Origin of the sequence: uncultured Lutibacter sp. (genome assembly GCF_947495725.1) — a bacterium.
Taxonomy (GTDB): Bacteria; Bacteroidota; Bacteroidia; order Flavobacteriales; family Flavobacteriaceae; genus Lutibacter.
The window spans coordinates 414,017-439,037 of the sequence record NZ_CANLZZ010000001.1 but is presented as its reverse complement, the minus strand read 5'-3'; the positions used below and the strand labels follow the sequence as shown (position 1 = coordinate 439,037).

Here is a 25,021-nt window from a genome sequence, read left to right as displayed (position 1 = left end):
CGGTAGTGAAAAATCTTTTAAACTCAATATGACAGATAAAGATATTATGAGAAAATTAAAAAATAGCGAACTTGGTAGATTGAATGTCGAAGACTTTAAAAAAACAGCTAAAATTCCATTAATTGTTGTACTTGATAACATTCGAAGTTTAAACAATATTGGTTCTGTTTTTAGAACTAGTGATGCATTTTTAATTGAGAAAATATATTTATGCGGAATTACTGCTCAACCACCACACAAAGAAATTCATAAAACAGCTCTAGGTGCTACTGAATCTGTAAATTGGGAGTATGTTGAAGATACGCTAGAATTAGTTAAAAATTTAAAAAAAGAAAACGTAATTGTTTGCTCCATTGAACAGGCTGAAAACAGTACAATGCTTCAAGACTTTTCTATTGAATCACATAAGAAATACGCCATTGTAATGGGGAATGAAGTAAAAGGTGTACAACAAGAAGTTGTTTCTGCTTCAGATTTCTGTATAGAAATCCCACAGTTTGGCACCAAACACTCGTTAAACATTTCGGTAAGCACTGGTGTAGTACTTTGGGACTTATTTAAGAAATTCAACTTTTAAATTCCAAGCATTATTTTTGCAATATAAAAGAATAAGAAAATTCCAAAAATATCATTACTTGTAGTAATAAAAGGACCAGTTGCAATTGCAGGATCAATACCACGTTTGTCTAAAATTATTGGCACAAATGTTCCTATTAAAGAGGCAACAATAATTACGCAAAGCATTGAAATTGCTACAGTAAAACTAAATATAGGATCCATATTTGTAAATACACCAAAAAGCATAATTAGCAAACCTAAAACAATTCCACTTATTAAACTGAGGCTTACTTCTTTTAAAAGGCGACTAAATAAACTTCCTTTAATAATATCGTTTGCTAAACCTTGAACTACAATAGCCGAAGATTGAACACCAACATTTCCTGCCATTGCAGCTATTAATGGTGTAAAAAAGAACAAACGTTTATATTCTGAATTGGCCATAAATTCTTCGTAACCTTCCATTATAAAAACACTCCCTAATCCACCAAATAAACCTAAAACAAGCCAAGGTAGGCGAGCTTTTGTTAATTCCCAAATAGTGTCATCGGCTTCAACATCATCAACAATACCTGCGGCTAATTGATAATCTTTCTCGGCTTCTTCTTTTATTACATCAACAATATCATCAATGGTAATTCTTCCCACTAATCGACCAATTTCATCTACAACGGGTATGGCTTCTAAATCGTATTTCTGCATTATTCTGGCAACGTCTTCTGCATCTTCATGTACATTAACCGAATCTACTTTTTTAATAAAAACATCTTTTATTGCAGTTTTAGTAGAGGTGGTTAATAAATCCTTTAATGAAAGTCTACCTTTTAAAATATCATTATCATCAACTACATATATAGAATGAACACGCGTAACTTCTTCGGCCTGAGATCGCATTTCTTTAACGCAAGTTAGCACATTCCAATTTTCGTTAACTTTTACTAATTCCTTTGCCATTAAACCACCCGCTGTATCTTCATCATAGCGTAAAAGTTCAACAATTTCTTTAGCATGTTCAACATCATCAAGATGTGCAATTACTTCTTCTTTTTGTTTTTCAGAAAGTTCTCCAATAATATCGGCAGCATCATCAGTATCTAGTTCATCAAGTTCTTCTGCAATTTCTTTAGAAGATAGTTCTTTTAAAATCTTTTCTCTTTCATCTTCATCTAATTCGGCAATAACATCTGAGGTAATATCACTGTCTAATAATTTTATGATATATACTGATTCTTCAGTGTTTAAAACTTCAATTAATTCGGCAACATCTGCATAATGAAGATCTTTAAAACTATCTAGAAGAGTTTCATTTTTATTTTCAGTTATTAATTGCTGAATTTCTTGAATGTATTCTTTTGTAATTTCAAACGACATCTTTTTCTATTTTAGAAGTAAGATTTATGAATTCTTGAACAGACAATTGTTCTGGACGTTTGGCAAAGATACTATCTTCTCTTAAACTATCCGATAAATTCAATGTTTTTAAACTGTTACGTAATGTTTTTCTTCGCTGTTGGAATGCGGTTTTTACAACTTTATAAAATAGTTTTTCGTCTACTGGTAAGGAATAATCTTTTTTTCTTATAAGTCTAATTACGCCTGAATCTACTTTTGGAGGCGGATTAAAAACTGATGGAGGAACCGTAAATAAATACTCAACATCGTAGAATGCTTGGGTTAAAACTGATAATATACCATAAGTTTTACTTCCCTCTTTTTCCGCAATGCGTTTTGCAACCTCTTTTTGAAACATTCCTGAAAATTCAGGGATTTGAGCTCTGTTTTCTAATGTTTTGAATACAATTTGCGTTGATATATTATAGGGGAAATTCCCTATAATTGCTACTTGTTCATTTCCAAAAAACTCGGTTAAATCAATTTTCAAAAAATCTTTTTCAATAATTCGGTTCGCTAAATTTAAATAATGAACTTGCAGGTATTCTACGGATTCTGAATCAATTTCGATAACATGTGTTTTATATGGTTTTTTAAGCAAATACTTAGTTAAAACACCCATTCCAGGACCTATTTCTAATACATTTTTATAGCCTTTTTCGGTTAAGCTATCTGCAATTTGTAATGCTATATTTTCATCTTTTAAGAAATGTTGTCCAAGGTATTTTTTTGCTTTAACACTCATATATTTAATTTTTAACACTCATGCTAAATTGCTCGCTAATCACTTTTAATTCTGTTCTAAAGGAAACTATTTTATCTTGAAATAGTTGGTGCGCTTCATTTCGAAGTTTTGTAGCATCTTTTTTATAATAATCTTCAAGTGTTTCAATGCTATCGGATGTATATTGTACAGAATAAGTAATTCCACCCATTTCTTCCTCAATCATAACCTGACTCATTTTTGCGTTTGAGAATTTTCCTGTTGCTAGCATTGCAGGAATATGTTGTTGTTTCATCCAGTTAAGCCATTCATCATGAATAGATTCGTGAACATTGGTTGTGACATTATATATATACATATTTATTATAAAGATTGTTTTGTTGTCAAAGTTACAAAGATTCTAAGGTTTTTTTTACAGGATTTATCGTTTTCAATAAATTGCATCACCTCTTAATTTTCTAAATTTCTTTCGGGCATCTACTAAGTAAATACTTGAAGGGTATTCAAAAACTATTTTTTTATAATATTCTTGGGCTTTTTCATTGTTATATAACTTGTTTAAATATAATTCAGCTAAGTTATAAATTGCATTATCAACTAAAATGTCTTCTTTGTTTAATTCAATTATTTTTAAATAATTGGCTATGGCATCATCAAAATTATTTACTTTTTCAAACAGTTGTGCTTGTTTAAATAGCGATTCATCTTCAATAGGATGACCTTTAAAATAGGTGATAATGTTTTGTAATGTGTCAATTGCTTGCTTGTTTTTATTTTGAAAGGAAAGTAGGTCGGCAATGGCGTATTTCTTTAAGGCAATTTTTAAACTATCTTGTAATGCGTTATCGGTAATTAATAAATTTAAATCCAATGCGTCATTTGAAATTAATTGAGATGTTGAACTTTTTAATATTTTAAGTTGTGATTGAGCCCACTCAAAATCGCCTTTAAAATAAGATGTTTGCGCAATTTTATAACGTGCCATTTGACCTATTTCGTGATTTTTTAAATTGTTTTGCACTTGAGTATAATGAATTAACGCTGTGTTAAATTTATTTGTAAAAACATAAATATCGGCTAGTTTTGTTTTTATAGATCCTTTTTGAAATTCATCAATGGGAAATTTTAAGGCGTTTTTTAAAACAGCTATTGCTTTTTCAGGTTCATTTTTTCGAAAGGCTAAAAAGTCAGCATAAATAAGTTGAATTCCAATGGTATTTCTGTTTTTACCATATTCATTAAAAAGTTGTTGAAATTTGAATTCAATTTCCTCAATTGGAGCTTTTAGTTCTAAATCCGTTTGCAGTAAATATAGTTTTGCAGTAATTTCATCTTCTTTTATCGAAGTATTTTCCAAAACATAGTTGAAACAGTCTTGAGAAACGGAAAAAGATTTATTTTCGAATGCAATAAAACCAAGATCAATAATATTATTTAAACTTGAAGGATTTCGTTTATGAAGTGCTTTTTCCTGAATTAAAGCTTTTCCATAATCTTTTTGTTGCATAAAAAGCCAACTCAAAAGTTGATTCCAACTATTTTGAGGGTTGTTTTGCATTCGTTGAATTAAAAGTTTTCTTAAAAATATATTGGTTTTGTTTTCGCTATCATCCGAAATAAATTTTCCAATATAAGTTTTAACAGATGGTAAGTAATTTATATTAGTTTCAACCAAATTTAGGTAAGTATTTAGCATATTTTCTATATCTGCTTTTTCACCATATATTGCTGCAATTTGTAGGTTGTAATTAGCATTCGGATTTACTTCCATCGACTTTTTATAAGCTAAAAGTGCATAATCCAACAAATAATTGGATTGAAATGTACGTCCAATTAAATATCCTTGATTACTTGTTTTATTTATCGAATTTACAGCCTTATCATAATAAATTAATGCACTGTCTTTTTTGTGTTGTAACTGATAATTATATCCTAACTCTACATTTAAATAATGTTGGCTAGGTACCTTTTTTAGTTGCGTATTTAACAAAGATTTTACCTCATTAAATTTTTCAGTTTGTTGATAACAATCAATTAAATAATTTAAATAGTTTGAATTTAATGGATTTTTTTCGTGCAAACTTTTATAAAGAGATGCTGCTTTTTCGTATTCACCGTTTCTAAAATAAAGAAATGCTAATGAAGCATCCTGAGCCTTCATTTGCAAGGAAAAACAACAAATTATTATGAAAAATAGTTTACGCATTTTTTATTTTTGATTCATTCAAAGATAATTAAACAAGTGTTAAAGTTTTTATAATTACCGGTTATTTTGAATTTCGAAGTGTAACAATTTGGCACGGAAATTGTCTAAACTATATAAACAACCAAAATTTTACATTATGAAAGAATTAATCAAACAATACGAAACTGCAAAAAAGAAAGCTATAAAATTCATGAAAAAAGGACAACTAAATAAATATTTTGATGCCTTAGTTGAAATGAATCACTATAAAAAATTGATTACAGTTAGCGCTAATTAATTATATCAAAACCACAATAAGGAACAAGTACATCTGGAATTTTAATTCCTTCTGGAGTTTGGTAATTTTCTAATAAACCAGCTAAAATTCTTGGTAATGCTAATGAGCTACCATTTAAGGTGTGTGCTAGTTCACTTTTTCCATTGCTGTTTTTAAAACGAAGCTTTAATCTATTTGCTTGGAAATTTTCGAAGTTAGAAACTGAACTAACTTCTAACCAGCGGTCTTGAGCAGTTGAAAAAACTTCAAAATCATAGGTTAATGCTGAGGTAAATCCAATATCTCCACCACACAAGCGCAAAATTCTATATGGTAATTTTAATTCTTGTAATATTTCTTTTACATGATTTACCATACTATCTAAGGCTTCATATGATTTTGTAGGATGTTCAACTCGTACAATTTCAACTTTATCAAATTGGTGTAACCTATTTAAACCACGAACATGTGCTCCGTAAGATCCTGCTTCCCTTCTAAAGCAAGGGGTATATGCTGTATAACAAATTGGGAATTCGTCTTCTTTTAAAATAACATCTCTAAATATATTAGTTACTGGCACCTCTGCCGTTGGAATTAGGTATAAATTGTCTTGAGCATCATGGTACATTTGCCCTTCTTTATCGGGCAATTGTCCAGTACCAAATCCTGAAGCTTCATTAACCAAATGTGGCACCTGAACTTCATTATAACCAGCTTCTGTATTTTTATCTAAAAAATAGTTAATTAAGGCACGTTGTAACCTTGCTCCTTTTCCTTTATAAACAGGAAAACCTGCTCCAGCTATTTTATTACCTAGTTCAAAATCAATAATATCATATTTTTTTGCTAATTCCCAATGAGGTAATGCTTCTTTATGTAAAACCGGAATCTCTCCTTCATTATAAACAGTTTCATTGTCATCCTCAGTAGATCCGCTAGGAACTATTTCGTTTGGAATATTTGGAATTAAGAATAAAAATTCTTGTAGTTCATTTGTTTTGTTCTGAAGACTTTCTGTTAAATTTTTAGATTGTTCTTTTAATAAAACAGTTTTTTGTTTTAAAATTTCAGCTTTTTGACGCTCTCCAGATTTAAAAAGCATCCCAATATCTTTCGACAACTTATTAGATTCGGCCAAAACATTATCTAATTCGGTTTGAATTGCTCTTCTTTCTTCGTCGGCAGAAATAGTATTTGCAACTAATTCTTCAGCGTTTTTTAAATTTCTTTTTGCTAAACCTTTTAATACAGCTTCAGTATTTTCTCTAATAAATCCAACTTGTAACATTGTTCAAAGTTTTAATTGAACGGCAAATTTAATAAATTGCTATGAAAAGCAACCAAATAGTTTAATTTGATTTTAAAGAAATACTTTCGTTAAAATGAGAAATTATTTGAGGAACTTCTAAAACTTTAAAAGTAGCAGTAATATTTAGGGTGCTGTTTTCCTCCTTTAAAACGGTGAAGGAACCTTTTGTTATTGGGTAATAACCGGTTGCACCTTTGCAATAACATAAGCGCCCAAAGTATAGTTTAACATTTTGAAGATTTTCATTGTTAAGTGTTGTGTTGGAAATGTTACTATTTAATTCGGCATAAATTATTTCAGTATAATCGCCATCTTGCGTGTTTTTAATAGTATTTTTTTTAAAAGTATATTTTAGAAGTACGTTTTCTCCATCGGAAATTATTGGGTAAGATATTCCAAAATTATCTGTTTTAAACTCAATAGTTTTATTTGGAATTAACTCAATAGTACAAGAACCATTTTTTGGCGCAATTTCAGTTTTTTGAATAATATGTTTAGTAACTTCATATTGAGATTTACACGATACAACTAATAATACAATAATTATCCAAATATTTTTCATAAAACTAAGATACTAATTTGCTTATAAATAATGTGTTTTTATATAGTCAATTGAATTTTTTTTGTCTTTTTCTAGTTGAATTTTAAGGTTTTCAACAGATTGAAAATTATGTTCTTCACGCAAAAAAGATATAACGTCTATTTGTATTTTTTTATGGTATAAGTTATTACAAAAATCAAAAAAATGAATTTCAATAGTTTGATGATCACCGTTTACAGTAGGTCTAAAACCAATATTCATCATTCCAAAAACAGTGGCGCCATTTATATTAGATTTTACAATATAGGCTCCGGTTTTTGGAATAAGTTTATAGTTTTCGGGTATATTTAAGTTAGCAGTGGGAAAACCTATTTTTTCACCTAGGTTTTTACCTTTTATTACAGTTCCAGTTAACATAAAGTTATAGCCTAAATAATTATTAGCTTTGTCAATTTCACTGTTTTTTATAGCTTTTCTTATCTTAGTAGAACTTACAGCAATATCTTTTACTTCTTCTTGAGAAATTTTTTTAACCTTAAAATTATAAGTATGCCCATACTCTTGTAATTGTTCAAAATTACCTTCTCTGTTTTTTCCAAAATGATGATCGTACCCGATAACCAATTGAGAAATATTTAAGGTATTTACTAAAATATTACGGACAAAATCTAGTGCAGAAAATTTTGAAAATTCCTCATTAAAAGGATGAATTATAAGTACATCTAAACCTAAATTTTCTAGTAATTTAGTTCTTTCTTCAATGGTATTAATAAGTTTAATATCTAAATCCTTTTGAAGTACCATTCGAGGATGAGGGAAAAAGGTTAACAATACAGAAGTGGCGTTTTTTTTCCGGGCACTTTTTATCAGTTTTTTAATAACTTTTTGGTGACCAATATGCACCCCATCAAAAGTACCTATAGTAACAAAAGTTTTATTTGTTGATTTATAATTAGATAAATTAGTATAAATTTCCAAAATTTTAAAACCGATTTAGTTATTTTCAATTAGCAAAAATACTTTATTTAATTAAATTGAAGTTAAGGATACGAATAAATATGGTATTGTTATTGTTAGCTAGTTATAATCCCACTATATTTGTGAGTTTTGAAGTGTCAAATAAAGACTTATAGAATGAATCATTTGAATAAATATTACCTATTACTACTATTTTGTATAACGCTTGTTTTTTCAGTTTCTGCTCAAGATTCTTCTAAAATATGGTCAAAAAAGGGAATTTCTAATAAAAAATCTGTTCATAATTTAAAAGGATACTCCGGTTTAACAGAGGTTACAGAATTTAATTTGAATTTGAATTTATTAAAAAATGCTTTGACAAAGGCTCCTAAAAGAAAGTTTCAATCAAAAAAAACCAAAATTATTTTAAATTTCCCAAATGGGAATGGTGAGTTAGAAAAATATGAAGTTTTTGAAGCATCAATAATGCAAGAAAAACTTCAAAATGAATATTCAAACATTAGAACATATATTGGTAAAGGAATAGATAATCCTAATTCGGTAATTCGATTTAGTATTACTAGTTTAGGTTTTCACGGAATGGTTTTGGGTAACACACAAGGAACTTCATTTATTGATCCATACTCTAGCGATAACTCTTACATGGTTTATAAAAAATCAGATTTATCTAGTCCAAAAGAATCCTTTCAATGTAAATTCGACGATTTAAACTCGCAAGTTACTGAGGTAGCAACCAATATTTCAAAAAAACAGTCAAATGCTAATGATGGTAAACTACGAACTTACCGATTGGCTATTGCAACAACTGGTGAATACTCTCAATTTCATTTAGAGGGTCATAATATAAGTCCAACTGATCCTTTGACAAAACAAAAGGAAATAGTTTTATCGGCTATAGTTACGACTATGACTCGTGTAAACGCAATTTTTGAAAGAGATGTAGCCTTAACCATGGTTTTGGTAAATAATAATTCAAATCTTATTTTTTTCGATGAAGATACAGATGGTTTTACAAATGATGATTCTGGAAAACTAATTGAAGAAAGTCAAACCAAGATTGATCAAGTAATTGGTTCAGCTAATTACGATATTGGACATACTTTTAGTACTGGAGGCGGTGGTTTAGCGCAGTTGAATTCTCCCTGTATTCCAAATCAAAAAGCAAAAGGTATTACTGGTTCAAGCACACCAACTGGACCGACTTATGATATTGATTATGTAGCACACGAAATGGGACATCAATTTGGAGCGCACCACACATTTAATTCTGAGTCTGGAAATTGTTCAGGAAATATAAATAGAGGAACTGCTGTAGAACCGGGAAGTGGTTCTACTATAATGGCTTATTCTGGTCTTTGCGCTCCACATAATGTAAAAAATGCAAGTGACGATTATTTTCATTTAGTAAGTATTCGAGAAATGTGGGATAATATTTATGAAGGAGCAAGTACATGTGGGGCTTTGTCAGATACAAATAACAATGCCCCAGTAATAGAAGAATTACAAAATTATACGGTTCCTATTTCAACACCTTTTCAGTTAACAGCAAATGCATCTGATAGTAATGGAGACGATTTAACTTATACGTGGGAACAATTGGATACAGAAGCAACCGTATACCCTTTAACATCTACATCTAATTCCGGACCAGCATTTAGATCGTTTCCACCAAGTGAAAATTCAACAAGGATTTTTCCAAACATTGAAACTGTTTTAACAGGAGGTGTTAAAAATTTGTGGGAAGTTTTACCATCGGTTTCGAGAACTATGCGATTTGGTGTTAATGTTAGGGATAATAGGGAAAACGGTGGGCAAACTGCTAGCCAAGAGTCTATATTAACCTTTTCAGATAGTGCAGGTCCATTTGAAATTACATCTCAAACAAATTCAGAGGAATGGTCTGTTGGAACGGCACAAACCATTAGTTGGGATGTTGCAAATACAGATAAAGCACCTATTTATTGTGCAACTGTAAATATTTTGTTTTCTGAAGACGGAGGGCAAACTTTTCCAATAACATTGGCATCAAACATTCCTAATAACGGATCTTATAATATTGTTGCTCCAAACAATATTACAACTACAGGGCGAATTAAAGTGGAAAGTGTTGGGAACGTTTTCTTTAATACCAATGTAAGAGATATAACGATTAATCAGTCGGAATTTGTAATGAACTTTGAAGAAATAACAAAAAATAGTTGCGCCCCTAATGAGGTTATATATAACATGACATATAATGCTTTTTTAGGTTTTAATGAAGAAACTACTTTTTCTGCAACTGGATTTCCTGAAGGAGCAACGGTTACCTTTAATCCTACTTCGGCAATAGATAATAACACAGCAGTTGAAATGAAAGTTACGGGTATTAATGAAGAAGATAAAGGATTATATAGCATATCTATTAAAGGGTCTTCTTCAACAGTTGAAAAAAACACTGCGGTATCATTAAACTTATTTTCTTCAATAATTAATGCTCCAACTTTAAGTTTTCCTGAAAATAATAGCACAGGATTGTTAGAACCATATAATTTTAACTGGGACTCAGATGAAAATATTGTAGAGTATACTATAGAAATTGCTTCAGATATAAATTTCAATAATACCCTAGAAACAGCAACTTTAACGGCTAGTAATTTCGAATCACAATCGCTTAGTTTTAATACAACATATTATTGGAGAGTTAAGGGGGTAAATGACTGCGGTGAAAGTTCTTTTTCAAATGTTTTTAATTTTAAAACAGCAGATGTTACTTGTGAAACGAATAATTCTTTAGATACACCTTTAAATATACCTGATAATTCTTCAATTGGGGTTTCTTCAATAATCAATATAACTAATAATAAAATTATTACAGATGTAAATGTAACGGTAAATGCGCCTCACGAATGGGTTGGAGATTTAACGTTAACACTTATGAGTCCTTCAGGAACAGAAGTGTTATTATCGGCCAATAATGGAGATGAAGGCTTAAATTACACCAATACTGTTTTTGATGATCAGGCCGACTCTCCGATAGTTTCAGGCACTGCTCCATTTACAGGAGTATTTCTTCCACAAGGTAGTTTGTCTATATTTAATAATGAAGAATCATATGGTTATTGGATTTTAAAAGCAGTAGATGGTGGTCCTGAAGATTTAGGATCAATTCAAAGTTGGAACTTAGAAATTTGCGGTGTGGATGTTGTTAGTAATGATGATGATAAGGACGGTGTTTTAAATGATGTAGATATTTGTGAAAATACACCATTGGGAAGTACCGTAAATAGTGAAGGTTGTGCAATATTTACTTTAGCGAATGATAATTTTACTATTGAAGCTATTGGTGAAACATGTCTAAATAAACACAATGGTGAAATAAGAATTAGTGCAAAAGAAGCGTATCCTTATTCACTTACAATAAATGGAACAGAACAATTTTTCTCAAGCTCAATTGTAATTTCAAATTTAGAGCCAAATAGCTATGATTTTTGTATAGAAGTTAAAGACCAGTTTTATAAACAATGTTTTTCTGTTGATATTAATGAAGGAGAAATGATTTCTGGAAAAACAACAATTGACAATACTGAAGCCACCATTGAAATAGAGAACGGAACTGCCCCTTTTACAATTTTTGTAAATAAATCTATGGTGCTCGAAACAGATTCGAATAGTTTTAAAATTGCCGTAAAACAAGGAGACTTAATTGAAGTGAAAACTAGTGTTGAATGCGAAGGTGTTTATGCAAAAGCGGTAAATTTAATTGAAAATGTTGTTGCTTATCCAAATCCAACTAAAGGTAATTTTGAAATAGATTTATTTACGGTTAATAATTCTGTATTAGTTGAATTATACAATATACAAGGGCAAATGATATTCTTAAAACAGTATCCAGTAGTTAGTGGTAAAATTGGGATAAATATTTCTAATCTTACAGCAGGTTTGTATTTTGTTAAAGTTAATTTAGAAAAGCCAATATTTATTAAAGTTATTAAGGAATAGGAGCTTAAATAGTATTTTTATTAAAAATTTATTCCTTATTTTGCATTAAATATTTAAATTAATGTCATTACTTTTACTTTACGCATCATTATCGATATTTTTCTCTTTTTTATGCTCTATTTTAGAAGCAGTGTTGTTAAGTGTAACTTCAACATTTATATCTATAAAAAAACAAGAGAATAAAGCTTATGCAAATACTCTTGAAGAACTAAAAAAGGATGTTGACAAACCATTAATTGCAATTTTAACCTTAAATACAATTGCTCACACAGTTGGTGCAATTTTAGTTGGGGTACAAGCCGAAACACTTGATTTTAAGGTGAATATATTAGGAGTTAATATTGTAGGAATTGTTTCTACGATTATGACATTCTTAATATTAGTAGTTTCAGAAATAATTCCAAAAACAATTGGAGCAACTTATTGGAAACAGTTAGCTAATTTTACTTCTAAAGCATTAATTGTACTTATATTTCCATTAAAATGGACTGGAATTTTATGGTTACTTCAATTAACAACAAAGCTTATTGGCGGAAAAAATGTACACGGATCAATATTAAGCAGAGAAGACTTTCATGCAATGACTCATATTGCTGAAGAAGAAGGTGTATTTGAAGAAAACGAAAGTGCCATTATTAAAAATCTACTAACGTTTAAAGAGGTTTTAGCTAAAGATATTATGACTCCAAGAACTGTTTTAGTTACAGCTGACTCGGATACTACCATCCAATCTTTTTACGAGGAACATCCAAAATTGCGTTTTTCACGAATCCCAATTTATAAAGATACTGCCGACTCAATTACAGGTTTTATTTTAAAAGATGAGGTATTAGAAGCTATTATAGATGGAAAAGGAGAGGAAAAATTAGAAATTTTAAAGCGAGAAATTTTTGTAACCAATCGTAACCTCCCAATCCCAGAATTATTTGAGAAATTTATTTCGGAACGTGAACATATTGCATTAGTTGTTGATGAATATGGCACAACAAGCGGATTAGTTTCTATGGAAGATGTAATTGAGACCCTTTTAGGTTTAGAAATTATGGATGAAAGTGATAATGTTGAAGATTTACAATTAATGGCAAGAAAAAGCTGGGAATCTCGAGCCAAAAAGATTGGTTTAATCAAAGAAAAAATAAAAGAGGACGATAAAGAGGATAACCAGGAATAGTACATTTATCCACTTTAAGGGTTCTTTTCTTTAAATTACTCGTTTATTAAATTACCAACTTCATAGATAAATTATTTATGTTTATTGATTCTAGTATAGTTTCAATATTACAACTACTTACTTTGTTTTCAAATTAAATAAGAATTTGAAAATGAGGAATTATGCCAATTAAAAGTATTAACGGTTGCATAGGTTGCCTAGAGTGTATTAAAAGCTGCCCAACAGATGTTATCCGGTTAAATCCTAACACAAACAAAGCAGAAATTTTATATCCTGAAGACTGTCAAATATGTCATTTATGTCGTATGTACTGTCCGGTAGATGCTATAACTATTTCTCCAGAAAAAACAATTCCAGTAATTGTATCATGGGGCTAAAAAAATAAAAAGTTAGATATGAAAAAAGAAAACTACATATTTAAATTAACAGCCTTAATACTTGCATTCATTGGTGTACCAGTATTATTATATTTTCAAGGAGATTTTCCAAAAAGAAGTTTCCTCATGCAAACGCTTTCATTAATTACCATTTTAGGTTTTACTTTATTGTTATCTCAATTTTTTACTTCAAGATTGAATAAAACATTGGTTAAAAAAATTAGAATGGTTAATGTTTTAGCTATTCATAAATTTGTAGGTTATGCATTTATAACTGTTTTATTATTGCATCCATTTTTTATTATAGTTCCAAAGTTTTTTGATAACGGAGTTACACCAACCGATGCTTTCTTAAAATTAATAACGACATTTAGCAGCCTTGGTGTAATTTTAGGCTTAATAGCTTATGCTTGTATAATTATACTTTTAGTTACTTCATATTTCAGGTTCAAACTTCATTTAAAATATAAAACTTGGAGAAATTTACATGGCTATTTAACCTTGCTATTTGTTATAACAGCCACTTGGCACGTAATTAACATTGGCCGCCATAGTAATACTACATTTTCAATATACTACTTATTAGCAGTTTTAAGTGGAATCTATTATTTACTAAGAACATACTTATCTAAAGCTTCAAAAAAATGAAAAATAAAACCAAAAAAAATAATATGTCTCGACGAAAATTTATAACCTTAACTGGTGGTGCAACGGGTGGTTTTGCTGCAATTTCTGCATTAGGAATGTCGTCTTTAGATTGGGCAATAAATAATCCTGAAATTAACTTAGAATCACTAGGAATTGATAAAACAAGTACGGATGTTTTGGTTATTGGAAGTGGAATGGCTGGTTTATTTGCAGCCGTAAAAGCTCATGACGCAGGAGCAAAAGTATTAATGGTTTCTAAAGGAAGATTAGGAGCTTCAGGTCAAACACCTTTTGCTAAAGGAATTTTTGCTTTTGATCCTGAAAAAGAAGATTTAAGTTTAGATGAATTTGTTGTAAAAGTTTCACGTTCAGCTTTAGGAACAAATAACAATGCGTATACGCGTCAAATGGCAGAACATTCTTTAGCCCGTGTAAACGAGTTAAAAGAATGGGGCTTTTTCGATTCTTCATTGTATAATAAAAGTTTTAGCAAACCTATTGAAGAAAGAAATATTATTGTTCAAGAAAGAATAACAATAACACATTTAATAAAAGAAAACGATAAGGTTGTTGGTGCTGCAGGTTTTAGTATTGATGAGCAAAAAGTGTTATTTTATGAAGCTAAAAGTGTTATTTTATGTACTGGTGCTGGAGGTTTTAAACCTAATGGATTCCCAATTTGTGATCTTACACACGACGGTACAATAATGGCCTATAATATTGGCGCAAAAGTTACAGGTAAAGAATGGAACGATGGTCATCCTGGAAAATCAGAAAATGCAGCAGCTTGTTATGATGGTTGGGGAGATATGTTTGAACAAAAACCAAGTACTACAGGTGTTGAGATTCGCCATGATTTAGGTGTTGAAATGAATTATGTAGCTTATAATAACGGAAGCCCTTTAAAAATGGGTCCTCCAGGTTCTGGAGAACAAACCAACGTTAGTGGCGGACCTTATAAACCGGAAGAGTTTACGCGTCAAAATGATACACCACCAGGAGGAAAAGAAGGAGGAAGGCCTCCAAAAGGTGGAAAAGGAGGCCCACCAAAAGGAGGTAAAGGAGAAGGAGCACCTCCAGGAATGGGAGGAAGTATTGTTGGTGGTTCATCTGCAGGAATGGCAATACATAAATCAGAAGGATTAGTTCCAATTAACGATCAATGTGAATCTAACATTCCAGGATTATATGCAGCAGGCGATGCGTTAGGTTCGTATATGGCTGGAGCAATTTACACTCAAATAGGCTCATCTTTAGCAGGTTCAGCTGTACAAGGTGGAGTTGCTGGTGAGGCTGCCGCTAAGTATTGTAAAAACATAAATTCAATTAAAATTTCGACTTCAAAAATGAAAGAAATTGAAGAAGAAATATTAGCGCCATTAAAACTTGAAGCAGGTTATAGTCCGGCTTGGGTAACTCAAACCTTACAAGGTATTATGATTCCTAATTTTATTATTTACATAAAAAAAGAGAATTTATTAAAAGCTGCTTTAGCTTATGTTGAAGAATTAAGAGATCATCACATACCAATGTTAAGAGCTTCCAATATGCACGAGTTGCGTTTAGTACATGAAACAAAAAATATGATTATTAGTGCTGAAATGAAACTGAAAGCATCCATTATGCGAACTGAAAGTAGATGCAGTCATTACCGATTAGATTACCCAGAAATGGATAATGAAAACTGGCAAGTTTGGTTGAATATATTTAAAGATAAAAATGGAGCTATGCAATTTGAAAAACAACCATTTAATACGTGGCCAGAAGTATAAAGAATACTATTAAAATATCTTTAAGCAATTCCCCTCAGAAGAATCGACCATTAATTTTGTCGGTTCTTCTTTTTTATTGCTATAAAACTTCCAGCATTGGTAGATGAAATATCCTCGTTTGTAGATTTTAATTCTGTATCACCTATAACATATGTTTCTTTGACTAAGATTTAAAAAATCAATTAAAATATTAACATTTAAAACTAAAAATTATGATTTTAAAAATGAATGATATATGGAAAGCTTTGGCCTTAGTAGTAATGATAACTTTTTCATCTTTTGGACAACAAAGAGGGCCAAGAGGTCAGCAAGGTAGTGGACAGCAAGGACCACCAGAATTACCATCAACAGAACAAATTGAAAAAATGGTAGATAAAATGTCTAACGAAATATTATTGAGTGATGAGCAAGAAACGAAAGTATTAGAATTATATAAAAATCATTTTGAAGAAATTGGAAATAAAACAAAATCTGGCAGACGAGATAGAAGTGAAATGGAAGAGATGAAAGAAGACTTTGAAGATGATGTAAAGGCTGTATTAACTAAAGATCAACAAAAATTGTATACGGCATATATTAAAAAGAATAATAAAAGAGAAAGACCTCAAAGAAAATAATAAACCTTTCGAACACACAATTAAGAATGAATAAATAGGAAATTATAATAACACAAAATTTGTAAGAAATTTAGATTAATATTTGAATTAATAAATAGTTTGTTTTGAGTATTAGGCTCACTAATTTATAAATTAGTGAGCCTAATTTTTTGTTTAAATAAGTGTAAAATTCAATTGGTAGATGAAAAACCCTAGTTCATTGAATTGTTTTCTTTTTAAACCTAATGTGTAGTTTCTTTGTTTTACAATGAAAGAACAAATAGCGCACATAGTAAATAGCTTAGAGCCCATTACTTTAAGTGAAATGGATGGAGTTTCTTTAATGAAAAGAACAGACACCAAATTCGTTATCCATGAAAAAGATTTGATTGAAGTTTTATCGCATATTAAAGATGAATATAAAGTGCTTCAAATAAACGAGAATAGATTGCTTGAATATTCATCATTATATTTTGATACACCTACAAAGAAATTCTATCACGATCATCATAACAGAAAAGTAAACAGAACCAAAGTTAGAATGCGTAAATACGTAGAATCTGGAGTTTGTTTTCTCGAAATTAAGCAAAAAGATGGTAAAGGAAAAACGACTAAAACAAGAACATCAATAGCTGATTTTGAAATAGAACTCTCAAATAACTCAATCAATTTTATTAAAGAAACCACCAAGCAAAATTTTGATTTACAACCAATAATATGGAATAATTTCAATCGAATTACCCTAGTTAATAAAACAGCAAAAGAACGATTAACAATAGATTTAAACTTGTCATTTAAACAGAAAGATTCGTCAAAGGATTTCAGCAATTTAGTAATTATTGAGTTAAAACAAGAACGTTTTACAAGAACATCTCCAGTTGCAAAACAATTAAAATCAAAACAAATAAATCCCTACAGCTTAAGTAAATATTGTATAGGAATGATAAGTATTTACCAAGATTTAAAGTACAACCGATTCAAGAAAAAATTAATTAAAATAAATAAAATAACAGCCTAATAACAACTTATGGAATTTTTAGATATCCCCTTATTCGACGACGATTTTTTTAAAATGATGTTTAGATTCACTCTTAACTTCCTATTTTTAACCGTAATAATTCGATTTATTTACTACCCCGATTCAAAAAGAAAAGATTACGTTTTCACTTATTATCTAATTAGCATAATTGTGTTTTTCCTATGCTTTACGCTAAAAAAATATGAAATGGATATTGGTATGGCACTTGGTTTGTTCGCCATTTTTGGAATAATTAGATATCGAACAAATCCAGTTGACATTAAAGAAATGACCTACTTATTTGTGGTTATTGGTGTATCTATTATTAATGCATTGGCAAACAAAAAAATGAGTTATGCAGAAATTCTATCGGCCAACGCAATTATAATTTTTGTACTATTACTTATTGAAAGATATTGGGCCTTAAAACAAGTAGTTTCAAAATCCATTATTTACGAAAACATTGAAAATATTAAACCTGAAAATTACAAAACACTAAAAAGTGATCTCGAAAACAGAACAGGTTTAACCATAAATAAGGTGCTAATTGGCGATGTAGACTTTTTAAAGGATACAGCAAAAGTTACCATTTTCTACTTCAATAGTAATTAACATTCTAAATCAACAAATTATGCCCTTTAAAACAAACAATTATTCGTTTTTAATAGCAGTATTAACTTGTTTATTAATTGCAAAAAACTCCTATGCGCAATCCGATGATACAAATGATTTGGAAAGTTGGAACTCTGTGAATTTAAAATATAAATTAAACAAAAAATGGACTTTTGATGCCGAAGTTCAATTACGTCTTAAGGACGAAATTTCAGAGATAAGTGAATATCTTGGAGAGTTAAATGCTCAATATTCAGTTTCAAAAGCCTTTAAATTAGGAGCTGGATTTAGGTACACTAGAGAAAATGATAATGTAGGTAAAGTTCAAGGTTATGAGAATCATTTTAGGTTTCATGTTGATGCAACTTATAAGCATAAAATAAATGATTTTTCAATAAAGTACAGGTTACGTTACCAAAATAAAAATGAATTGGGATTAAGTACCTCCGAAGGTGATTTTGCAAATCAACATATCCGATTTAAAACTTCTTTTGATTACAATTTTAAAAATTGGAAACTAGATCCAATATTTTCTGCCGAAATTTTTAATCATTTTGAAGAAGGTGAAGAAAATGGATTTGATAAATACAGATTAACATTAGGAACAGAATATAAATTTAAAAATGTGGGAACACTTGGTTTATTTTATAGAATTGAAAAAGAATTAAACGAAACCATTCCTGAAACAACCAATATTATTGGTCTAAAATATTCTTATACTTTTAAAAATAAGTAAAACACTAGTTTAATTAAAAATCATATTCATAGATAAAGTTTCTCAGTTTGTTGATTTTAATTTTAAAAATAGTTTAAAAACAAGTGCTTTACACAAAATAAAAAACTCAAAAATGAAAAATACAATTTTAAAAACAACAACACTTATTATCGCATTCTTTTTAGCAAGTTTTTCGCTTTTATGCTGTTCTAGTGATGAGGCAATTTCAGAAATTGAAACAGAAGCTGAAGTTACTACAAATACTGAAGTACAAATTACAGATACTGATTTTGTAGCTACTGATTGGACTGACGCAACACATAGCAAAAATGTAGACCCAAATTATGAAGAGGTATTTAATGATACCGAAGTAAAAAGATTAGATTTTGTTATTTCGGAAGAAAATTGGGAAGCAATGCTTGCCGATATGACTAATTTATATGGAACTTTTGGAGGGACTAATTCAGGACCGGGATTAGGAGGTCCAGGAGGTGGAAGCCCAGGTGGTACTACCACTTTTACTGATGAAGATCCAATTTTTGTTCCTGGATCAGTATTTTACAATGGTAAAGAATGGTATAAAGTAGGGCTGCGTTTTAAAGGAAACTCTAGTTTACAAAGTGCTTGGCAAGCAGGTATTTTAAAGCTTTCATTTAAAATGGATTTTGATGAATTTGAAGATGATTATCCACAAATAAAAAATCAACGTTTTTATGGTTTTAAAAAATTTAGTCTTAAAAATAATTATAATGATGCTTCTCAATTAAGAGAAAAAGTTGCCGCAGAGATTTTTAAAAATGCAGGATTGGCAGTTTCAAATACATCATTTTACACACTATATTTAGATCACGGTGATGGTCCTCAATATTTTGGATTGTTTACATTGGTAGAAGAAGTAGATGGAACTGTGCTTGATACACAATTTTCTAGTGATGAAGGGAATTTATATAAGCCGGAAGATTATGGATCTAGCTTTGCTGAAGGCACTTTTAATGAAGATGGATTTGAGAAAAAAACAAACGAAGATGAAGCAGATTGGAGCGATATTAAATCAGTTTTTACAGCCTTACATAGTGATACTCGAACATCAGATCCAGCAGCGTGGAGAGCAAGTTTAGATGCCGTTTTTGATACCGATGTTTTTCTTAATTATTTAGCTGTAAATACAGTAATTCAAAACTGGGATACCTATGGAAGAATGGAGCATAATTACTACTTGTACAATAATCCAGACAATAATTTGCTAACTTGGATTCCTTGGGACAATAATGAAGCATTACAAACCGGAAAACAAGGTGGATCTTTAAGCTTAAACTTTTCAGATCTTTCAAGCAATAATTGGCCTTTGATAGAGTACTTATATAAAGATGAAGTTTACAAAGCTAAATACGACTCATATGTTCAAGCTGTAATAGAAGGTCCTTTTGAAACAAGTTATATTCAAGGAGTATACGATACGTATGCTAACCTAGTAGAGCCTTATGCTACGTCTGAACTTAATGGATATTCTTTTTTAAACAATAGTAGTTCATTTTACTCGGCAATTTCAGAATTAAAATCACACGCATCAAGTCGTTCATCAGCTGCTCAAAACTATTTAGATTAGTTGAGTTTAATTAATACCTTTGTTTATACATATATGTATAAACAAAGGTATATAAATGATAAAATTAGTTACTATAATTAAAAAATGAAACTTATAAAAAAACATTACAATTTTACTTCATTTGAACCTTTTATAATTATAGCCTTTTGGACCTTATTATTTGCGTCTCCTTTGTTATTTGGAAGGTTTGAAAACCAAATTGAATGGGATGAAATTTATGCTGTTTGGATAAATTACTTACCATTACTAGGTTTGTTTTTAGTAAATAGATTTTTATTGTTGCCAAGGCTATTTTTTAAGCAAAAAAGAGTACTTTATTTTATAGCCACCTCAATACTAATATTAGCTATATCAGTCACTATTTATAGTGTTGACGCTAGAACAAACAATCCTAATTTCCCTCCTAAAAGAGGTGAAAGAATAAATGGGGATAGACCTCCAATGTATCAGGATGGAGAATTTCCACCGCCACCTATACAAGGACAAAGACCTAAAAAAAATCCAAAGCCTATACCATTATATGCTAATTTTTTAATTTTAGCCGTTTTAATGGTTGGTTTTGATACTGGATTGCAAATATCTATGCGCTGGGCAAATTTAGAGCAGGAAAAAACTAATATTGAAAAAGAAAGTATAGAAAATCAATTGGCATTCTTAAAAAATCAGGTGAGTCCACATTTTTTTATGAATACCTTAAATAATATTCACGCTCTTGTTGATATTGATGCAGATGAATCTAAAAACGCTATAATTAAGCTCTCTAATTTAATGCGTCATTTATTATATGATTCAGAAGAAAAAAAGACAGCCATTAAAAAAGAAGTTGAATTTATAAACAGCTATATTGAATTAATGAGACTCCGTTTTTCAAATAAAGTAAAAATTAATGTTGAAATTCCTTCAGAAATACCTGATAAATCAATTCCACCATTGTTATTTACCTCATTATTAGAAAATGCTTTTAAACATGGAATTAGTTATAATAAAGATTCATTTATAAACATTTTAATGAATTTTACTGAAAATCAACTTCAGTTTTCAATAGAGAATAGTAATCATCCTAAAAAAAACAATGAAGCTTCAGGAATTGGAATTGAAAACACAAAGAAAAGACTCACTTTATTATTTAAAAACAATTTCGATTTTAATATTATAGAAACAACAGATATTTACAAGGTAAATTTAAACATTCCGTTATGATACAATGTATTGCCATAGATGATGAGCCTTTAGCGTTAAGACAAATAGGAAGTTATATTGATAAAACGCCTTTTTTAGAGTTAAAAGAAACTTTTGAAAGCCCGTTAGATGCCATTACTTATTTACAAAGTAATAAGGTAGATTTAATGTTTGTAGATATAAATATGCCAGATTTAAATGGAATGGATTTTGTAAAATCATTAAACAACCCACCAAAAATAATTTTCACCACGGCTTATAGTGAATACGCATTGGAAGGTTTTAAAGTTGATGCTATTGATTACCTACTTAAACCTATTGATTATGCTGCATTTTTAAAAGCATCCTTAAAAGCCGAAAAATGGTTTTCAATTCAACAGAAACCTAAAGAAGAATTAAAAAGTGACAACGATTTTCTATTTATTAAATCGGAATATAAAATTGTTCGTATAAAAATTGAAGACATTAAATATGTTGAAGGAATGCGCGAATATATTCGTATTCATTTAGTTAACGATAAGCCAATTATGACTTTATTAAGTATGAAGGCGATGGAAAAGCAATTAGATGAAAAAGATTTTATGAGGGTTCACCGCTCTTACATTGTTAACTTAAAAAAAATAACAACAATAGAACGTAATCGTATTATTTTTGATAAAGTTTACATACCAATTAGCGAACAACACAAAGAGAAGTTTCAAGAGTTTATAGGAAAAAACTTTTTGTCGTAAGTATTCTTAATGAAACAAAATGAAAAAGACTTCTCTTTATTCCGTGAGATTCTTCATTATCATTCAGAATGACAATTTCAATATTCAGCTAAAAATTTATTAATAGCTGAGTTTAAACCAAACTATTTGGTTTCACCTTCGTCTGTATATTCATCATATAAAAAGTTATTATATGGAAATCTAGTAATATGAATTTTCTTTACTTCCTGAAAAACTTTTGCTCTAAATTCTTCTAAGTTTTCCTTATTTAGGGCAGAAATAAACAAGCAATTATTTTCATCAACTCTGCTCATCCAAGTTTTTTTCCAATCTTCGAGGGTATAGTGTACTTTCGTTTTTTCGGTAACTAAATCGTCATTATCAATTGTTTCGTGCTCATAAGCATCTATTTTATTGAAAACCATAATGGTTGGCTTATCTGCACTTTTAATTTCATCTAAAATTTTATTTACAGAAGCAATATGATCTTCAAAATTTGGATGAGATATATCAACAACGTGTAATAATAAATCCGCTTCACGAACTTCATCTAAAGTAGATTTAAAACTTTCAACTAGCTGTGTAGGTAATTTTCTAATAAATCCAACCGTGTCAGTTAATAAAAAGGGTATATTTTTAATTACAACTTTTCTAACAGTAGTATCGAGAGTAGCAAAAAGTTTGTTTTCTGCAAAAACGTCACTTTTACTAACCACATTCATTAGTGTAGATTTTCCTACATTTGTATAACCAACCAATGCAACACGAACCATTTTACCACGGTTTTTACGTTGCACAGCCATTTGTTTATCTATAATAGTTAACTTCTTTTTAAGTAAGGTAATTTTATCACGAATTATACGTCTGTCTGTTTCAATTTCTGTTTCACCAGGTCCACGCATTCCAATTCCTCCTTTTTGGCGCTCCAAGTGAGTCCATAAACGCGTTAAACGAGGTAATAAATATTGACATTGTGCTAACTCAACTTGTGTACGTGCATAACTTGTTTGGGCTCTTCCAGCAAAAATATCAAGAATTAAATTTGTTCTATCTAAAACTTTACAGTCTAATATTTTTTCAATATTTCTTAGTTGTGAGGAAGAAAGTTCATCATCAAAGATTGCGGTTTCTATGTGATGCGCATCCATATACTGGCGCACATCTTCTAGTTTTCCCGCTCCAATAAATGTTTTTGGATTAGGCATTTCTAGTTTTTGAGTAAAACGTTTTACAGCTTTACCACCAGCCGTAATTGTTAAAAATTCTAATTCATCCAAATATTCATTTGATTGTTGCTCATCTTGATGTTGTGTTACTACACCAATTAAAACAGCTTTTTCAGATGTTACTTTTTTCTCTTCTATCATGTTGCAAATTTACACATTTGTTCATTTGAAAATAATAATTGATGATATTTTAATATAAAAGTATTAAAATATGTTGTTTTAATTTATTTTATAGCAAAGCAAGAATTACATTGTTTTTTTTAAGTTTTATTTAAAGCCTTAATTTAATGTTTGTAGAATAAATTTGGATTTGAAAATGTACTTTTTTTCATCAAAATTTAAAATACTATTTTAGCTTTTCATTATTAAAATAATTTTTATCTATGTTTTCATATTTTAAATCATCAGGGAAAGTTAACCAAGCTTATACAATTGCTTTTTACAACCTTGAAAATTTATTCGATACCGTTAATGATCCCAATACATTAGATGATGATTTTACTCCTAAAGGAAAGAAAAACTGGAACTATAAAAGGTATAAGAGAAAACTTAAAAAATTGGGAAGTGTAATTTCTCAGTTAGGTTTAAAAAAATCATTTTATGCTCCAGCAATAGTGGGTTTGGTTGAGGTTGAGAACCAAAAAGTTGTGGAAGACCTGGCAAATTCACCTAATTTAAGAAATGAAAATTATGGAGTAGTACATTACGACTCTCCTGATGAAAGAGGTATTGATGTTGCTTTATTATATAAAAAAGAATTGTTTGAATTATTGAGTTCAGAAACATTTCCACTTTTTTTAACTTCTGAAAATGGGGAACGTGATTATACTCGAGATGTTTTAATGGTTAAAGGAAATTTAAATGGAGAACTTGTATATGTTTTAGTAAATCATTGGCCATCAAGAAGAAGCGGAGAAGATATTACAGAAGAAAAAAGAATTATGGCAGCAGAATTGGTAGTTTCTATTGTAAATAAAATACAAAATGAAACAGAAAATGCCAAAATTATTATCATGGGAGATTTTAATGACGATCCAGATAGTAAAAGTGTAAAACAATACATGGTAAATAATACTTTTTACAATCCTATGGAACGTTTAATAAATACAGGTAATGGTACATTAAACCATAAAGGAAATTGGCATTTATTTGACCAAATTATCTTTTCTAAAAACTTTATTTCTTTCGAAGAACGAAAGCATTCTTTTAAATATGCCGAAGTTTTTGATGAGCATTTTTTAAAGGAATGGAAGGGGAAATTTAAAGGAAATCCGTTTAGAACTTATGTAGGGAAATGGTATTTGGGTGGTTTTAGCGATCATTTTCCAGTTTATGTATATTTAAAGAAAAACTAAAAAATACCCAACTATACTTAATTATTATAGCCTTAAATTATATTTAACTTAAAATTGTTGAATTATTTCTAATATTGATTTTTTAAATGATATT

Annotated in this window: 23 protein-coding genes; 15 read left to right on the top strand and 8 right to left on the bottom strand. The window is 29.7% G+C overall.

The features are described 5' to 3' along the window. The first annotated feature begins 46 nt into the window (after window positions 1–46). The gene (locus tag Q0776_RS01730; protein WP_298365114.1) at window positions 47–577 is read left to right on the top strand and encodes an RNA methyltransferase; all 531 of its coding nucleotides are present in this window, start codon (window positions 47–49) and stop codon (window positions 575–577) included. Here Q0776_RS01730 and mgtE read toward each other — a convergent pair. The 4 genes from mgtE to Q0776_RS01710 form a co-directional block, all read right to left on the bottom strand. After that, complete coding sequence (gene mgtE, locus Q0776_RS01725) at window positions 574–1,929, bottom strand: magnesium transporter (RefSeq protein ID WP_298364135.1); 1,356 nt, start codon at window positions 1,927–1,929, stop codon at window positions 574–576. The two genes, Q0776_RS01730 and mgtE, sit on opposite strands and share 4 nt — an antisense overlap. Continuing rightward, window positions 1,919–2,695, bottom strand: coding sequence for a 16S rRNA (adenine(1518)-N(6)/adenine(1519)-N(6))-dimethyltransferase RsmA (gene rsmA, locus Q0776_RS01720; RefSeq protein WP_298364129.1), 777 nt, complete (start codon window positions 2,693–2,695; stop codon window positions 1,919–1,921). The genes mgtE and rsmA overlap by 11 nt, the downstream gene beginning before the upstream one ends. Before the next feature lie 4 nt (window positions 2,696–2,699). After that, window positions 2,700–3,032, bottom strand: a complete 333-nt coding sequence (locus tag Q0776_RS01715; protein ID WP_298364127.1) for a DUF4286 family protein — start codon at window positions 3,030–3,032, stop codon at window positions 2,700–2,702. 72 nt (window positions 3,033–3,104) lie between these two features. After that, window positions 3,105–4,835 (bottom strand): tetratricopeptide repeat protein, encoded by a 1,731-nt coding sequence (locus Q0776_RS01710; protein WP_298364123.1) that lies wholly within the window; start codon window positions 4,833–4,835, stop codon window positions 3,105–3,107. Between the two features lie 181 nt (window positions 4,836–5,016). Between Q0776_RS01710 and Q0776_RS01705 the strand changes: the two genes are divergently transcribed. Beyond that, window positions 5,017–5,157, top strand: coding sequence for a hypothetical protein (locus Q0776_RS01705; RefSeq protein ID WP_298364112.1), 141 nt, complete (start codon window positions 5,017–5,019; stop codon window positions 5,155–5,157). Here Q0776_RS01705 and serS read toward each other — a convergent pair. The 3 genes from serS to Q0776_RS01690 form a co-directional block, all read right to left on the bottom strand. Further along, a complete protein-coding gene (gene serS / locus Q0776_RS01700; protein WP_298364110.1) occupies window positions 5,150–6,424 on the bottom strand; it encodes a serine--tRNA ligase in 1,275 nt (424 codons plus the stop codon). The two genes, Q0776_RS01705 and serS, sit on opposite strands and share 8 nt — an antisense overlap. 61 nt (window positions 6,425–6,485) lie before the next feature. Next, window positions 6,486–7,007 carry a hypothetical protein gene (locus Q0776_RS01695; protein ID WP_298364107.1) on the bottom strand — a complete coding sequence of 174 codons (522 nt, stop codon included), beginning with the start codon at window positions 7,005–7,007 and terminating at the stop codon, window positions 6,486–6,488. A 21-nt stretch (window positions 7,008–7,028) separates the two neighbouring features. Continuing rightward, window positions 7,029–7,964: a bifunctional riboflavin kinase/FAD synthetase gene (locus tag Q0776_RS01690; protein WP_298364105.1), complete on the bottom strand. Its 936-nt coding sequence runs from the start codon at window positions 7,962–7,964 to the stop codon at window positions 7,029–7,031. Between the two features lie 156 nt (window positions 7,965–8,120). Between Q0776_RS01690 and Q0776_RS01685 the strand changes: the two genes are divergently transcribed. The 12 genes from Q0776_RS01685 to Q0776_RS01635 all read left to right on the top strand — a co-directional run bounded on the left by Q0776_RS01685 (window position 8,121) and on the right by Q0776_RS01635 (window position 22,367). Further along, window positions 8,121–11,942, top strand: a complete 3,822-nt coding sequence (locus Q0776_RS01685) for a reprolysin-like metallopeptidase (protein ID WP_298364102.1) — start codon at window positions 8,121–8,123, stop codon at window positions 11,940–11,942. Window positions 11,943–12,003: 61 nt separating this feature from the next. Next, the gene (locus tag Q0776_RS01680; protein WP_298364100.1) at window positions 12,004–13,113 is read left to right on the top strand and encodes a CNNM domain-containing protein; all 1,110 of its coding nucleotides are present in this window, start codon (window positions 12,004–12,006) and stop codon (window positions 13,111–13,113) included. 161 nt (window positions 13,114–13,274) lie between these two features. Further along, entirely contained in the window at window positions 13,275–13,490 is a 216-nt protein-coding gene (locus Q0776_RS17790) for a 4Fe-4S binding protein (RefSeq protein WP_366138581.1), read from the top strand. An 18-nt stretch (window positions 13,491–13,508) separates the two neighbouring features. Next, complete coding sequence (locus tag Q0776_RS01675; protein WP_298364098.1) at window positions 13,509–14,138, top strand: ferric reductase-like transmembrane domain-containing protein; 630 nt, start codon at window positions 13,509–13,511, stop codon at window positions 14,136–14,138. Continuing rightward, window positions 14,135–15,910 carry an FAD-binding protein gene (locus Q0776_RS01670; protein WP_298364096.1) on the top strand — a complete coding sequence of 592 codons (1,776 nt, stop codon included), beginning with the start codon at window positions 14,135–14,137 and terminating at the stop codon, window positions 15,908–15,910. Before Q0776_RS01675 ends, Q0776_RS01670 begins: the two co-directional genes overlap by 4 nt. Window positions 15,911–16,122: 212 nt before the next feature. Beyond that, window positions 16,123–16,527, top strand: coding sequence for a hypothetical protein (locus Q0776_RS01665; RefSeq protein WP_298364094.1), 405 nt, complete (start codon window positions 16,123–16,125; stop codon window positions 16,525–16,527). Window positions 16,528–16,774: 247 nt separating this feature from the next. Then, window positions 16,775–17,524, top strand: a complete 750-nt coding sequence (locus tag Q0776_RS01660; RefSeq protein ID WP_298364092.1) for a polyphosphate polymerase domain-containing protein — start codon at window positions 16,775–16,777, stop codon at window positions 17,522–17,524. A 9-nt stretch (window positions 17,525–17,533) separates the two neighbouring features. After that, window positions 17,534–18,136 carry a DUF4956 domain-containing protein gene (locus Q0776_RS01655; protein WP_366138578.1) on the top strand — a complete coding sequence of 201 codons (603 nt, stop codon included), beginning with the start codon at window positions 17,534–17,536 and terminating at the stop codon, window positions 18,134–18,136. A gap of 19 nt (window positions 18,137–18,155) precedes the next feature. Beyond that, window positions 18,156–18,872, top strand: coding sequence for a DUF2490 domain-containing protein (locus tag Q0776_RS01650; RefSeq protein ID WP_298364090.1), 717 nt, complete (start codon window positions 18,156–18,158; stop codon window positions 18,870–18,872). 112 nt (window positions 18,873–18,984) lie between these two features. Continuing rightward, window positions 18,985–20,457 (top strand): CotH kinase family protein, encoded by a 1,473-nt coding sequence (locus Q0776_RS01645; protein ID WP_298364086.1) that lies wholly within the window; start codon window positions 18,985–18,987, stop codon window positions 20,455–20,457. Between the two features lie 84 nt (window positions 20,458–20,541). After that, window positions 20,542–21,657 (top strand): histidine kinase, encoded by a 1,116-nt coding sequence (locus tag Q0776_RS01640; RefSeq protein ID WP_298364083.1) that lies wholly within the window; start codon window positions 20,542–20,544, stop codon window positions 21,655–21,657. Further along, the gene (locus tag Q0776_RS01635) at window positions 21,654–22,367 is read left to right on the top strand and encodes a LytTR family DNA-binding domain-containing protein (protein WP_298364080.1); all 714 of its coding nucleotides are present in this window, start codon (window positions 21,654–21,656) and stop codon (window positions 22,365–22,367) included. Before Q0776_RS01640 ends, Q0776_RS01635 begins: the two co-directional genes overlap by 4 nt. Before the next feature lie 122 nt (window positions 22,368–22,489). On the opposite strand, the gene hflX is transcribed toward Q0776_RS01635, so the two are convergent. After that, the gene (gene hflX, locus Q0776_RS01630) at window positions 22,490–23,713 is read right to left on the bottom strand and encodes a GTPase HflX (protein ID WP_298364077.1); all 1,224 of its coding nucleotides are present in this window, start codon (window positions 23,711–23,713) and stop codon (window positions 22,490–22,492) included. A gap of 242 nt (window positions 23,714–23,955) precedes the next feature. Between hflX and Q0776_RS01625 the strand changes: the two genes are divergently transcribed. Further along, window positions 23,956–24,927, top strand: coding sequence for an endonuclease (locus Q0776_RS01625; RefSeq protein WP_298364074.1), 972 nt, complete (start codon window positions 23,956–23,958; stop codon window positions 24,925–24,927). Window positions 24,928–25,021 lie beyond the last annotated feature (94 nt).

Bases quoted from the DNA above. Each gene is read 5' to 3' on its own strand.
- Q0776_RS01730 (WP_298365114.1), top strand. From the start codon at position 47: ATGAGAAAATTAAAAAATAGCGAACTTGGTAGATTGAATGTCGAAGAC.
- mgtE (WP_298364135.1), bottom strand. From the start codon at position 1,929: ATGTCGTTTGAAATTACAAAAGAATACATTCAAGAAATTCAGCAATTA.
- rsmA (WP_298364129.1), bottom strand. From the start codon at position 2,695: ATGAGTGTTAAAGCAAAAAAATACCTTGGACAACATTTCTTAAAAGAT.
- Q0776_RS01715 (WP_298364127.1), bottom strand. From the start codon at position 3,032: ATGTATATATATAATGTCACAACCAATGTTCACGAATCTATTCATGAT.
- Q0776_RS01710 (WP_298364123.1), bottom strand. From the start codon at position 4,835: ATGAAGGCTCAGGATGCTTCATTAGCATTTCTTTATTTTAGAAACGGT.
- Q0776_RS01705 (WP_298364112.1), top strand. From the start codon at position 5,017: ATGAAAGAATTAATCAAACAATACGAAACTGCAAAAAAGAAAGCTATA.
- serS (WP_298364110.1), bottom strand. From the start codon at position 6,424: ATGTTACAAGTTGGATTTATTAGAGAAAATACTGAAGCTGTATTAAAA.
- Q0776_RS01695 (WP_298364107.1), bottom strand. From the start codon at position 7,007: ATGAAAAATATTTGGATAATTATTGTATTATTAGTTGTATCGTGTAAA.
- Q0776_RS01685 (WP_298364102.1), top strand. From the start codon at position 8,121: ATGAATCATTTGAATAAATATTACCTATTACTACTATTTTGTATAACG.
- Q0776_RS01680 (WP_298364100.1), top strand. From the start codon at position 12,004: ATGTCATTACTTTTACTTTACGCATCATTATCGATATTTTTCTCTTTT.
- Q0776_RS17790 (WP_366138581.1), top strand. From the start codon at position 13,275: ATGCCAATTAAAAGTATTAACGGTTGCATAGGTTGCCTAGAGTGTATT.
- Q0776_RS01675 (WP_298364098.1), top strand. From the start codon at position 13,509: ATGAAAAAAGAAAACTACATATTTAAATTAACAGCCTTAATACTTGCA.
- Q0776_RS01670 (WP_298364096.1), top strand. From the start codon at position 14,135: ATGAAAAATAAAACCAAAAAAAATAATATGTCTCGACGAAAATTTATA.
- Q0776_RS01665 (WP_298364094.1), top strand. From the start codon at position 16,123: ATGATTTTAAAAATGAATGATATATGGAAAGCTTTGGCCTTAGTAGTA.
- Q0776_RS01660 (WP_298364092.1), top strand. From the start codon at position 16,775: ATGAAAGAACAAATAGCGCACATAGTAAATAGCTTAGAGCCCATTACT.
- Q0776_RS01655 (WP_366138578.1), top strand. From the start codon at position 17,534: ATGGAATTTTTAGATATCCCCTTATTCGACGACGATTTTTTTAAAATG.
- Q0776_RS01650 (WP_298364090.1), top strand. From the start codon at position 18,156: ATGCCCTTTAAAACAAACAATTATTCGTTTTTAATAGCAGTATTAACT.
- Q0776_RS01645 (WP_298364086.1), top strand. From the start codon at position 18,985: ATGAAAAATACAATTTTAAAAACAACAACACTTATTATCGCATTCTTT.
- Q0776_RS01640 (WP_298364083.1), top strand. From the start codon at position 20,542: ATGAAACTTATAAAAAAACATTACAATTTTACTTCATTTGAACCTTTT.
- Q0776_RS01635 (WP_298364080.1), top strand. From the start codon at position 21,654: ATGATACAATGTATTGCCATAGATGATGAGCCTTTAGCGTTAAGACAA.
- hflX (WP_298364077.1), bottom strand. From the start codon at position 23,713: ATGATAGAAGAGAAAAAAGTAACATCTGAAAAAGCTGTTTTAATTGGT.
- Q0776_RS01625 (WP_298364074.1), top strand. From the start codon at position 23,956: ATGTTTTCATATTTTAAATCATCAGGGAAAGTTAACCAAGCTTATACA.